Here is an 11,897-nt window from a genome sequence, read left to right as displayed (position 1 = left end):
TCACCCGTCGCCGCCGCTCATGCTCGCCGAGGCTATCGGCTCCGCCTCACGGCCGGCGTCGCCGAGGGGCCGGAGACGGCGCAGTGCCGTGAAGCTGAGCAGCGAAGCGGCCGCCACGGCGATGCCCGCCACCGCGGCGGCGGTGTTGAGCCCGCTGGTGAACGCGGTTCTTGCGGCGTCGAACGCCGAGGGCGGCAACCGGTCCGCGAGGGACCAGGCTCCGGAGAGGCTGTCGTTGTAGGCATCGGCCGCGGACGGCGTCAGCCCGGAAGGGGCCTCGACTTCCCTCCGGTAGAGCACGGTGGTGAGGCTTCCCAGGAGCGCGACCCCCACCGCGACGCCGAGTTCCTGGACGGTCTCGGAGAGCGCGGCCGCTGATCCGGACTTCTCCGGTGGCGCCGCACCCACGACGATGTCGGTGCCGAGCGCGGCGATGACCCCGAGCCCGAGGTACACGAACGCGAATCCAGCGATCACGCCCGGCTTGCCGTCCGTCCCCGCGAGGGCGAGCAGCACGTAGCCGATTAGCGACAGGGCCAGGGCGGCCGACATGACGACGCCGGGCGACACCCGGCCCGCCACGAGCGGGGCACCGAGGGCGCCGACGAGCATCGCCAGCGCGGGCGGCCCCATCCACAGCCCCGCCGCCATCGGGGAGAGGCCCTCGACGAACTGCAGGTACTGGGTGACCAGGAACATCACTCCGCCGAAACCGACCAGGCCGATCAGCAGGACGGACAGTGCCGCGCGGAAGGCCCGGCCGGTGAAGAGCTTCATGTCCAGCAGCGGCTCGCTCAGGCGCAGCTGCCGGCGGACGAACACGACCGCGGCGCCACCGCCGGCGAGGGCGGCGGCCGACGCCCGGGCGTCGAGGCCGTGGGCCGCCGCGTGCTTGAGCGCGAAGGTGATCAGCAGCATCGCCGCGAGGGACGACCCGACGCTCAGCAGGTCCGGACGGCCGCCGGGGTTCCGGTACTCCGGCAGCAGTGCCGGCGCGGCGGCCAGCACCAGCACGGCGACCGGCACGGCGATGAGGAAGGCCGCACCCCACCAGAAGCCGGCGACCAGCGCGCCGCCCGCGACCGGGCCCGCCGCCATCCCCAGGGCGAACATCGTCGCCCACACTCCGATCGCCAGCGCCCGCTGCCGGACGTCGGTGAACATGGTGCCGATCAGCGACAGCGTCGACGGCATGAGCGTCGCGCCGGCCACTCCGAGCAGTGCCCGCGCCACGATCAGCCAGGGGGCGCTGGGAGCGAACGCCGCGAAGACCGAGGCCGCGCCGAACGCCGCCATGCCGATCATCAGCATCCGGCGCCGCCCGACCCGGTCCCCCCACGACCCCATCGTGATCAGGAAGCCCGCGATGAGGAAGCCGTAGGCGTCCATGATCCACAGCGTCTCCGTCGCGGACGGATCCAGGTCCGCGGCCAGGCTCGGAACGACGAGGTAGAGCGCCGTCACGTCCAGCCCCAGCAGCATCGTCGGCAGCGCGAGCAACGCGAGCCCCGTCCACTCGCGCCACCCGGCGCGCCCCGGCCGCTCCATGTCCATCACACCTCGCCGTCAAAAGTTGAACGAACGTACTACTTGTACCATGGTTCAACTTATGTCGGCCGAGCGCACCTCCTGGAGCGCGGGGAAGGGCGCAGGCGGACCCTCGCCCGTTCGCCGGCTGGACGGGTCGGCGGGGCCGATGGCATGTCGCAGCCACGTCCCACCACAGGCCATCCCGACTGCGAGGCGACACCGCAGGTCACCACGCCCGGACCGGGGTTTCGGCTCCCGAATGGCCGAAAACGGCTGACGAAGATATCGACTACAGCACGGAGTCGCTATATATAGTGCAAGTGTTTAGCCTCCGGGCGACCGGCAGCCTCGGCTCGCGCGGCACTGTCACCGGCCGGCCGCCCGAACCCGAGGAGGAAGCGCGTGCGTTCAAGACTCGATGTTCGACGAGCGCTGGCCCTGGTGGCCGTGCTCATCCTCGCCACGGGTGGCGCCGTCGCGGATCCCTCCCGCCACCCGAGTGCCGCGGCGAGCGTGATCCGCGTCGGTTCGAGCGTCGTCGGCAGCGACGGCGTCCGGCACTCGGTGACCAACCATCTCGTCAGGACGCGGACTCGCACGAATCGCCACACGCGGCGGGAGTACGTCCTCGCCTGGGCCGGAGCCGCCGATCCGGGCACGGAGGGCTCGCCCAACCCGGACTTTCTGGCGGTCATCGACGCCACCGCCGGCACCCCCGACTACGGGAAAGTGGTCAACACCGTAACGATCGACAATTCGACCGGCAACGAGCCCCACCACATGCAGTACATGTGGCACAAGGGTCAGAAGATCTATGCAGGCGGCATCCTGTCGGACACGGTCTTCGTGTTCGACGCGACGCGGCTGCCGCAGATCGGTTTGAGCGGCGTGGTCCAAGCCTCCGACACTCCGTGTGGATCCGCGCCCGACGCTTTCCAGGTCCTCTCCGACGGAACCGCGTACATGAGCGCCGTGGGCGGTCCGGACGTGACCGGACCGTGCCGCTATTCCGGGGGGCAGGTCCGCGAAGGAAACGGTTTCGCGGGTTCGCCGGGCGAAATAGTCCGCATCGGCCCGAACGGCAAGGTCCTCAGTGAGGCACCCGCCGCGACCAAGGAGGGCGAAGACCCGAAGCTGTGCCCCAACGTCCCGGCGCTCCCTCAGCCGAGTTGCGCCAACCCGCACGGCCTCCAGGTGCGCGAAGATCTCAATCGGCTGATCACCAGCGATTTCGTCGAACTTCGGACTCCGATCGTGGACAACCCGAATCTGGCACGCGACACCGTGCGGATCTTCGACATCTCCGATCGCAACGCGCCTCGCCTGCTGTCGGTGTCACGCCTGCCGGCCGGCCCTCGACACGACGCCGACCTCAACACCGCCGAACCGCGCGGGGCGATGGAGACGGGAGTGACGCACCAACCCCGGCACCGGGGCGCCTTCGTCGCCACCAGCGGCGGCGGCGTGATCTACTACACCCCCGACATCACGGCGAAGAAGCCGCGGTGGCGGGAGGTCTTCGACGACGCCACGGCGTTCAAGTCGCTGTTCCCGAAAGACGCCCCGACCTCCGATGGGGACGCCGGGAGCTGGGTGCAGGTCAGCCCGGACGATCGATTTCTCTTCCACGTCGTGGTCTCGGGCGGTTACACGTCACCCGGAGAACGTGAGACCGGAATGCTGTACGTCCTCGATCTGCGACGACTCCTCGCCGCGGGCGATCGCACACGGTGCTCGATAGATTCTCCCGCGGAAGTCACCGCCGGAGGTGCCGAGCCCGACTGCCCGTCCCTGATCGGCGCCGTTCCGATTCGCGATGTCACCTCAGGTGGTGCGCACTGGGGCTCGTTGGACAACTTCGCGCTCGGCCGTGACGGCTTCTACCACGAGACGGCACAGATTCGCCGGGTGGTGACGTCGAACTACTTCGTCGCGTTCACCGGCGTCGACGGGAACCATCAGATCTGCGTCAGCCAGGTGAGCCCGAGCGGAAAGCCGTCGCTTGACACAGGCTTCGTGGACGAGAACACCCATGCTCCCTGTGTCGAATTCAACCGTGACAAGTGGCCGCACGGCGACCACGGGCCGGCCAGGCCGCACGGAGTGGTGTTCGCGGTCGCCGACGCCGATCTGCGCTGAACGCCGACCCCCTCAAACCAGTTCGGCAGGCGCGTGCAGCCGACTGCTCCGGCGGGGGGCCGCACTCGCAGCCGGTGAGCGAGGCTGCCCCTATCCGAGTCGAGCAACTTAAGTAACCTGTAGTAGCGCATTCGTTAGGCGAGGTGGGGAATGGCGCTCGTCACGTTGCTCCTGACCGCTCCCGGCTGGGACGGGAGCCACACCCACCACACTCCGGCCTCGCCGCCCGTCACAGTCCTGGCCGCTTTCCGTCACCTTGCGGTCGTGGCGATCGCGGTGGCCGCCGGGAGCGCCCTGCTGCGGCCGCTCGCCGGTGCGCCCACGCCGGGTTGCCGGAATCTGACCCGCATGGCGGCGGCCGTGGCCGCCGTCTCCCCGGTGATGGCGATCGGAATCGGAGGCGCCCTGCCGCCGGCGCTCGCGGGGATGGCGGTGCTGACGCTCGCGCTGCCGCCACTGCTCTCGCGCGCTGCCGCGAGTGCCGCCGCGGGCGCCTTGTCCACCGCCGCCCTCGCGACGTACCTGGCCACCACCCTGTCGACCGGAAGCGCCTCGGGTGCCCGCGGCGTCGTCGACGCCGCCGCGGTGCTCCTCCAGGGGGTGGCCGCGGCCGTGTGGACAGGTTCGGCGGGTCACCTGGCGACGGCGCGGGCCGAGGACCGAGACCGGACCGCACGGCGGCTGCTGCCGGCGATCCTGGCAGCCACGGCGGCGCTGACCGCGGCCACGACGGCGCGACTGGCGAACGACGGCCCGCCATCGTCCAGTGCCACCTGGACGGCCGTCCTCGCCGCCGATGCGATCCTTGCCGCGGGCTGTGCCGCAGCCGTGACGGTGGTCTGGCTCAGGCGCTCCGGCCGCCCGATGACGCGGGCGCCGGCCCGTTCGGCGAGCACGGCGGTGGGCCTCGCCCTCACGGGCTTCGCCGGAGCGGCGCTCGTGGCCATGCCGCCGCCGGCCGTACCGCCCGCGCCGGGGGTTCCGTTCATGGACGGTATCGACGCCGGCGGGCGGCTGATACCGGTTCTCGTCACGCCTGCCCGGCCCGGCTGGAACCTCGTCCATGTCGGTGCCGACCGCGCGTACGTCGGGGCCGGGCGCGGCCGGCTCACTGCCGCGGCCGCCCGGCCCGGCACCGGGAACATCTGGGCGCAGGTATGGCTTCCCGCCGGGCGCAGCCGGCTGTGGGTCAAGGTCATGGGCACCCTGAAAGCCGTGGAGGTCGACACCGGCCCCCGTGACGGTGGTGCTCCCGATCTTCGTGGATCGGACGGGCCGGAGTGTGCCAGCGTCGCCCTGGGCCGGATCCTCGCGGGGGCGGCCGGCCCGCTCCGGTCCTGCCCGGCCGACCGGCTCACGGCCGCCGACGCCGCCGCGCTGAGGGCCACGGTCCGGTTCGTGGCCGGCCGCGGTGCGCGCACGTTGGGCCTGGTCGCGGACTCCGCACCCCGCAGCCGGCAGGCGGCCACGATCGTCCGAGCCGCGGCGCGGCGCGAGCACATCACCGTCGCCGCCCCGGGCCGGGCGCGGATTCCACTCATGATCGTGGCGGGCTGGGGGACCGCCTACGGAGTGGTACGTGACGTCGGCACGGGGCACACGGCCTCCCAGGGCACCTACCTCGCGCCCTGGCTGCTCAACACGTCGCTGCTCGTACCGCCGGCCGGTCAGTTGCTACCGCTGCGGTTCCCCACCGGTGATCCGGCGGCGGTGAGGTACATCGCCGAGTTGAGCCGCCGTTTCCCCGGCGAACCGGCATCCGCCGCGGGGTACACCGCGTGGCTGAAGACCGCCCGCGAGGGGCCGGTACGGCTCTACGCGGCCTCGCCGCTTCTCGTACCCGGCGTCCCGGACCATCGTCACCCCACCGGCGCGTGGCTGCCGCACGGCAGCATCACCGCGATCACGAGCGCGCTCGCGGAGTGAGCCGGCACGACGCGTACCGCCGACTCTGTTACGACATCTGAGCACGTGTTCGAGACCGGGACGTCGCGCCCGCGGTCAGAACGTGGCGATCGGGTTGACCGGGCTGCCGGACGTCCCGGCGAAGCGGACCGGGGCGACGGCGAGCTGGAAGTCCCACTGGCCGAGGTCGGCGGCCGTCGTCGCGCACGCCTCCAGGTCGCAGTTGTCGAGCAGCCACAGGCCCATCGCGACGAGACCCACGGCGTGGACCGGCATCAGTACGTCCTCGTACCCCGACGGCTGGACGTCCTGCGGGGTGTCGGCGCCGATCAGCGCGACTCCCCGTTCGTGCAGCCACGGCAGGCAGGACGCGTGCCAGCCCGCCTGCGTGATACCGCCGCTCGCACCGGACCCGTGCCGGGCGCGGCCGTAACCGGTCCGCAGGAGCACCGCGTCGCCGGGGCGCACCCGCACGCCCTGGCGACGCTCGGCCTCTTCGAGATCGTCGGGAGTCACGCCCTGCCCCGGTTCCAGCCATGGCACGTCGCGGACCCTCGCGACGTCCAGCAGGACACCTCGCGTGACGATCCCGTTCGCCGCCGCCGTGACGGCCGCCCACGCCGACCCCGTGGCGGCGTCGACCAGCGAGTGCGGCCGCCCGTTGTACATCGTGCCGTCCCAGTAGATGTGGCACGGCGAGTCGACGTGGGTGAGGGTGTTGCCGTGGAACGTGATGCCGAGCCGCTCGGACGAGTAGCCCCAGCGCCGGTCGTCGTGGAACGCCTTCGGCATGTGCTCGGCGCCCGGCATGTCGGCGGCGCACGGGCACGTCGTCGTCGACCGCTCCATGTCGTCCGGCACGGCGACCTCCCACGCGCACGACACGCTCCGGCCGTGCCGCACGGCCCGCGCCGCCGCCAGCCGGACGTCGTCGGTGATGTGGTTCAGCGTGCCGAGCTCGTCGTCGTCGCCCCACCGCCCCCAGTTCGACAGCGTGTCGAAGTACCCGAGCACGTCGTCCTGAGTCGGCATCGGCCGCCCTGCCGTCATCGATCCTCCGGTCACGCTCTCCCAGGCACCAGGGCCCGCTGGACTGGCATCACCCTAGATCAGAGGTCGGACACCTGGACGGGCTGGCGCAGGACGGTCCTGAACTTGGCGGGCTCGGTGCGGCGGTGGTCGCCGAGGTAGATCTCGTGATGGTGCCCGGACATGCGCAGGCCGTTGGCGGCGAGGTACTCGTGGTGGAGCCTGGCGAGCGCGGGGCCTTCGTCGTCGTAGGGGCCGACGTGCAGGAGCTGGGCGCAGGTGCCCTCGTCCAACGTCTCGCGGCGGACCTCGGCGATGGCGGGAAGGCCCTTCTTCTCCAGTGCCGTCTTCCTGGCCTCGTCGATGAGGTCCTCGGTGATCCAGTCGGGCTGGCTGATGAGCATGCGCCACTGCCAGGCGTCCTTGACGCGGGTGACGAACACCTCCGGGTCGTCGGACCACCACAGCCCTTCGAGCGGCCCGACGACGAAGTCCCGGTCGAGGGCCTTGCTCGCGAACTTGATCGTGTAGGCGACGGCGTAGAGCGCCTCGACGGCGCGGGCGTAGTCGGCGCTGGTGTTGGGGTCGCCGCTGCCCTCCACGGCGATGAACTGCTGCGCGGGCACCTCGACCAGCGCCCAGTCGGTGTTCTTGGGCGCGTAGCACTGCTTGAGCTCGCGCTTGACGTCATAGCGGGTCACGGTCGTCTGCCTTCCGGCCGGAGGGGTTGGTAGGAGATTGGTCGCCGACTTCGGCCGCCCGGTAGTCGTCCAGCCATTGCTGTTCGGCCGCGAGCTGGCCCAGCGAGTAGTCGAAGGTGGCGCGGACGAACCCGGGCGCGTCGGGTTGCGCGTCGCGGGCCGCGCTGACGGCCGCGATCTTTTCCGCCAGCGCCGCGGCCCGCCGGTCGAGCGCGGCCCGCAGGCGGTCGGGCGGTATGACCGGCTGGTTGGCCAGGCCGACCAGCAGAGGCGGGAACACCGGCCGGAGCTCGGCCACCGCGGCCTCGGCCGCCCGCGCGCACACCCGGTACCCCTCGGACGTCGGCCCGTACACCCGCCGGGCCTTCCCCCGCCCACCGCGCGGCGCGTCGACCTCGGCGATCAGCCCACGGTCCCGCAGCCGCGTGAGCAGGTAGTAGATCGAACTGAACCCGATCTCAGTCCACTCCCGCATCCCCCGGCCGTCGATGACTTCGTCCAGCTCATACCCATGCCTGGGCCTCTCCACGAGCAGCCCGAGCAACGTCAGCTCAGCAGGCGTCAGATCAGCAGCCACAGCATTACTCTAGCGCTAGAATAAAGCACCGCACGCAACCACCACTCGCCGAGGCCGCGACCACCTTCGCGATGCGGGCGGCCAGACCCTCGGATCGGCGGGACGGCGGCGGGCGGTGTTCCGTGAGGTGCGGACATCACCCCGTCGTCGCGGACGAGGCATCCGGGACGCCTGCGCGAACCTCAGGCTTGGAAGCCCGTCCACGCGAGCGGGCAAGCGGTCAGGGGCTTCACCGTCGCGGACGACGGCCATCTCCACAGGTAACGGCAGTTTCATGCGGCAACAAAACCATCAGTCTGAGATTCCACAACCGGCTCCTATCGCCCCACCCAGGAAGCCGGATCACTCCTTTGACCAGTGACGGGTCAAAGTTTCTTGAGCGCGGCGGCGAAGCGCCAGAAATCACCGTGGCCGATGACGAGCATGGGACCATCGGGGTCTTTGCTGTCGCGAATGGCCACAGCTCCCGTGATGTCAGCTACCTCGACACACGCACCGCCGTTTTCGCCACTCTTCGTCGCCTTGCGCCACGCGGCGCCACTCAAGTCCATTTCTCCTCGGCCACCTTTCGTATCAAGTCCCGCGACATGTTCGCCGGCAGTGCCCTGCTTCCCAATGCCCTCAGCGTGCGGGCCAACCCGGCGAGATCATTCTCATCGTCGGTGGTGATGCCACGCACCGTCGTGTCAAGGTACGCCACCTCACTCCGGTCTCTCATCGTCGCGACAATGAAGGCTCCGCCAGTCGCGACCGGAACACCGTCATCGTTCACGACCACCTGGATCGTCACGTTCGGCAACTCGCTCACCACCATCAGATGTTCGAGCTGCTCTCGCATGACTTCTTTCGAGCCGATGAAGTTGGTGAGCACACGCTCGCTGATGTACGCGATCAAGCAGACGGGAGCGGGAACCTCGCGAGTGAGGATCTCCTGGCGTGCCATGCGGGCGGCCACGGCCTCGTCGGCGGCAAGAAAGGCGCGAGCATAGCTCTCCTTCTGCAGAAGCCCCGGAATGACCGAGTGCTCCCACCAGGTCAGCACGTCGGCCTCGCCCTCCACATCGGGCCAGTCGAACCACGTCGGGAAGCCCAGCCCTCCGTCACCGTTCAGGTCGTCATAGAGGTTCAGGAGGACGCCTCCCGCCCTGAACTCCGGATCCATGATCTCGACAAAGTCGCGCCTGCACCGTTTCTTCCCGCTTTCGACCTGGGAGACGAAGGACGCGGTCTTGCCGGTGCGCTGCGCCACCCTGGCCTGACTTAACCCTGCGCGCTCTCGGTGGCGCCTGAACTGCCGCCCGAATGCCGCCAGCGCGGGCGACGTCATCGCACGTCGTCGGGGGGACGTCATGATCACCATTCCTTAACCAGGGAGGACGATCATCAACCCTTACTCGCAGATCAACATCGAGTTGTTTCTTCTTTCCGAAGGTTAACAGTAACTCCATGTTCTCGGGGTGCTTACTGGGAGCTACGAGGACCGGACACGAATGGAGGTCAGGCGGATGTCAGGAATCGTTCTTGCGCCAGAGGCCCCGGCGCTCGTTCTGGAGCCGAACAAGGAGGCACCCAGGCGAGCGCGCCGCTATCTCACCGAGCGCTTCACGGCCCTCGGGCACGCTGACGACTTCGTCGGGCGGCTCGTGGTTACCGAGCTGGTTACCAACAGCTACAAGCACGTGGGGGTCGGGCACATCGTCGTGCGGATCTTCCCCGACGTCCGTGAGCCGCTCACCGTCATCGAGGTGTGGGACGAGAGCAGGGCCCTTCCCGTCGTCCAGGGCGAGGACGACGACGCCGAGGGCGGGCGCGGGTTACTCCTGCTGTCCGAGCTCGTCCACGACTGGGGCGTCCGGCCGCTCAACGAGGAGGGAAAGGTCGTATGGGCCCGCTGCGCCCGCTGATCGTCCAGACGAGAGGCCACCTGACGTGGTGGCGGACCCGGCTGAGCCGCGCAACGGCGATCCTCTACCTGGAGCTGCTCGCCGCCGCGATCGAGTCCAAGGGCTACCGCTGCATCAAGCACTACCAGGCCGACGACCTCCCCACCTGGCGGCCGCTCCTCCTGATCCTCGCGTTCAGCCCCGACGACCACGTCCGCCTGACCGTGAGCGTCCGCCCCACACCCGGACGAAACTGGGCCTACTACCAGGTCGGACGCGGCAAGAACGGCTATCTCTCCCCCTGCGACAACACCGAACAGGCCGCCGCCGAGGTAGACACCCTCCTCAAACACCGCATGTTCCCCTCCACCTGGTAACAGCAAGCGTCACCCACAGATAGGCGATGACCCGCCTTCTCGGGGGACACTCCACTAGGCCCCGGCCCACTCGCACAATTTCAGATCGGGCGTGTTGGGTCGACTCGCCTCTACCCCAGGCTATCCATGCGCTTTTGTCCGACCGATGGCCGAACCTCGGGCCGGTCAACGCCCCTGCCCCCACCTCTTTGCAGGCAGCACGCCAAACGAGCACTTCGCCTTAAGCGAGACATCACGCCACAAGCTGCGGTTTCCGGAAGGTGGGTGTGCTTCGACACGACGAATGATTTCCGGTCGCTACGATCGAGGAACGGCAGCACTGTCCGGCCTGCGAGGAGGCGGTATCACCCGGCGGCCTCTTCGGACCTGTTCCATTCTTCGCCCTTTTGCCTCTTCGATCACGTTGGGTCAGGAGTCCCCATGGCATCACGGCAGTTCGACCCCCCGTCCGGCACCCGCGACTTCCTCGCCGGTGTCCTGCGCACCCGCGAGCGTGTGTTCACGCAGATCCGCGAGGTGTTCGAACGCTATGGATTCGAGCCGTTGCAGACGCCGGCGTTCGAGCGGCTGGAGACTCTGACCGGCAAGTACGGCGACGAGGGCGACAAACTGATCTTCAAGATCCTTCGACGTGGTGAGCACGAGGCCACGGGTGAGGCCGATCTCGCGCTGCGCTACGACATGACCGTGCCGCTCGCCCGTGTCGTCGCGAATTACGGGTCCCAGTTGCCCACCCCGTACAAGCGGTATGCGATGGGGCCGGTGTGGCGGGCGGACCGCCCGGGCAAGGGCCGCTTCCGGGAGTTCGCACAATGCGACGTGGACGTGGTCGGGTCGGCATCTCCTCTCGCCGATGCCGAGGTGGTGTGCGCCCTCACCGACGCGCTGGACGCGGTCGGCGTGCGGAACTACCAGGTTCTGGTGAACTCACGCCAGGCGCTGTCCGGACTGCTGGAGGTCTACGGTGTTCCGCCAGAGCTGGGCGGCGGCGTGCTGATCACCTTGGACAAGCTCGACAAACTCGCTCCGGAAAGGGTCGCCGCCGAGCTGGTGGAGGCGCGGTCTCTCCCAGCGCATATCGCCGAGGCGTTGGTGAACGACCTGACCGCCGCCGATGCGGTGGAACGGATGAACACCACGCTGAAGGACAGCGAAGCCGGGCGGGCCGGCCTTGAGGAGATCACTGGGCTGCTGGAACTGGCCGCCGGGAAGGTGGGGCGTGAACGGATCGCCTTCACTCCGAGCCTCGTGCGGGGGCTCGACTACTACACCGGCGTGATCTTCGAGGTGACGGCGGAGGGAATGCCGGGCTCGATCGCCAGCGGCGGCCGCTACGACGGGCTGATCTCCGCGCTCGGCGGCCCGGACGTCCCCGCCTGCGGCGGTTCCCTCGGCATCGAGCGGATCATCGGCCTGCTGAGCGACCACGAAGGCGACGTCCATCGACTCGACGTGGCGGCGACAGTGATCGCCGAAGACACCGCGGCAGAGTTGGCGGGCTTCGCCGCGCGGCTGAGAGACGCCGGGCTGAGCACCGAGATCTATCTGGCCGCAAGCCGCAAGCTCGCCAAACAGCTCAAATGGGCTGCCGACCGCCATGCCCGCTTCGCGCTGATCTACGGCGCGTCCGACAAGGAGGCCGGAGTGGTCACCGTCCGGGACATGGACTCGGGCGAGCAGGCGCAGATCCCGACCAACGAACTCGCCGCGCACCTCATCAGGAGATGCGCGCCGTCAAGGTGACTTCAGAAGGAGC

At 69.5% G+C, this 11,897-nt stretch carries 11 protein-coding genes; 5 read left to right on the top strand and 6 right to left on the bottom strand.

Translation table 11 applies throughout. The features are described 5' to 3' along the window. Nucleotides 1-1,548 carry an MFS transporter gene (locus tag AB0C84_RS16365; protein ID WP_361066404.1) on the bottom strand — a complete coding sequence of 516 codons (1,548 nt, stop codon included), beginning with the start codon at nt 1,546-1,548 and terminating at the stop codon, nt 1-3. A gap of 384 nt (nt 1,549-1,932) precedes the next feature. On the opposite strand from AB0C84_RS16365, the gene AB0C84_RS16360 reads away from it, so the two are divergent. After that, nucleotides 1,933-3,669, top strand: a complete 1,737-nt coding sequence (locus tag AB0C84_RS16360) for a hypothetical protein (protein WP_361066402.1) — start codon at nt 1,933-1,935, stop codon at nt 3,667-3,669. 264 nt (nt 3,670-3,933) lie between these two features. Then, nucleotides 3,934-5,595, top strand: coding sequence for a hypothetical protein (locus AB0C84_RS16355; protein WP_361066400.1), 1,662 nt, complete (start codon nt 3,934-3,936; stop codon nt 5,593-5,595). Nucleotides 5,596-5,670: 75 nt separating this feature from the next. Here the strand turns inward: AB0C84_RS16355 and AB0C84_RS16350 are convergent, their stop codons facing one another. From AB0C84_RS16350 to AB0C84_RS16330, 5 genes are all read right to left on the bottom strand, one after another. Further along, entirely contained in the window at nt 5,671-6,606 is a 936-nt protein-coding gene (locus AB0C84_RS16350) for a cyclase family protein (RefSeq protein WP_179846312.1), read from the bottom strand. 77 nt (nt 6,607-6,683) lie between these two features. After that, on the bottom strand, nt 6,684-7,304 hold the full coding sequence (locus tag AB0C84_RS16345; protein WP_361066396.1) for a GyrI-like domain-containing protein: 621 nt from the start codon (nt 7,302-7,304) through the stop codon (nt 6,684-6,686). Further along, nucleotides 7,291-7,881 carry a PadR family transcriptional regulator gene (locus AB0C84_RS16340; RefSeq protein WP_361066393.1) on the bottom strand — a complete coding sequence of 197 codons (591 nt, stop codon included), beginning with the start codon at nt 7,879-7,881 and terminating at the stop codon, nt 7,291-7,293. Before AB0C84_RS16340 ends, AB0C84_RS16345 begins: the two co-directional genes overlap by 14 nt. A 365-nt stretch (nt 7,882-8,246) precedes the next feature. Next, on the bottom strand, nt 8,247-8,432 hold the full coding sequence (locus tag AB0C84_RS16335) for a DUF397 domain-containing protein (RefSeq protein ID WP_361066390.1): 186 nt from the start codon (nt 8,430-8,432) through the stop codon (nt 8,247-8,249). Then, nucleotides 8,423-9,232 (bottom strand): helix-turn-helix transcriptional regulator, encoded by an 810-nt coding sequence (locus tag AB0C84_RS16330; protein ID WP_361066387.1) that lies wholly within the window; start codon nt 9,230-9,232, stop codon nt 8,423-8,425. The genes AB0C84_RS16335 and AB0C84_RS16330 overlap by 10 nt, the downstream gene beginning before the upstream one ends. Before the next feature lie 154 nt (nt 9,233-9,386). On the opposite strand from AB0C84_RS16330, the gene AB0C84_RS16325 reads away from it, so the two are divergent. From AB0C84_RS16325 to hisS, 3 genes are all read left to right on the top strand, one after another. Next, nucleotides 9,387-9,785 (top strand): ATP-binding protein, encoded by a 399-nt coding sequence (locus AB0C84_RS16325; RefSeq protein ID WP_361066384.1) that lies wholly within the window; start codon nt 9,387-9,389, stop codon nt 9,783-9,785. After that, entirely contained in the window at nt 9,764-10,141 is a 378-nt protein-coding gene (locus AB0C84_RS16320) for a hypothetical protein (RefSeq protein WP_258942098.1), read from the top strand. Before AB0C84_RS16325 ends, AB0C84_RS16320 begins: the two co-directional genes overlap by 22 nt. Before the next feature lie 420 nt (nt 10,142-10,561). Then, nucleotides 10,562-11,884, top strand: a complete 1,323-nt coding sequence (gene hisS, locus AB0C84_RS16315) for a histidine--tRNA ligase (RefSeq protein WP_361066380.1) — start codon at nt 10,562-10,564, stop codon at nt 11,882-11,884. The last annotated feature ends 13 nt before the right edge of the window (nt 11,885-11,897 follow it).

Origin of the sequence: Actinomadura sp. NPDC048955 (assembly GCF_040649435.1) — a bacterium.
GTDB classification, from domain to species: domain Bacteria; phylum Actinomycetota; class Actinomycetes; order Streptosporangiales; family Streptosporangiaceae; genus Spirillospora; species Spirillospora luteofluorescens.
This window is presented reverse-complemented; position numbering and strand designations above follow the sequence as displayed.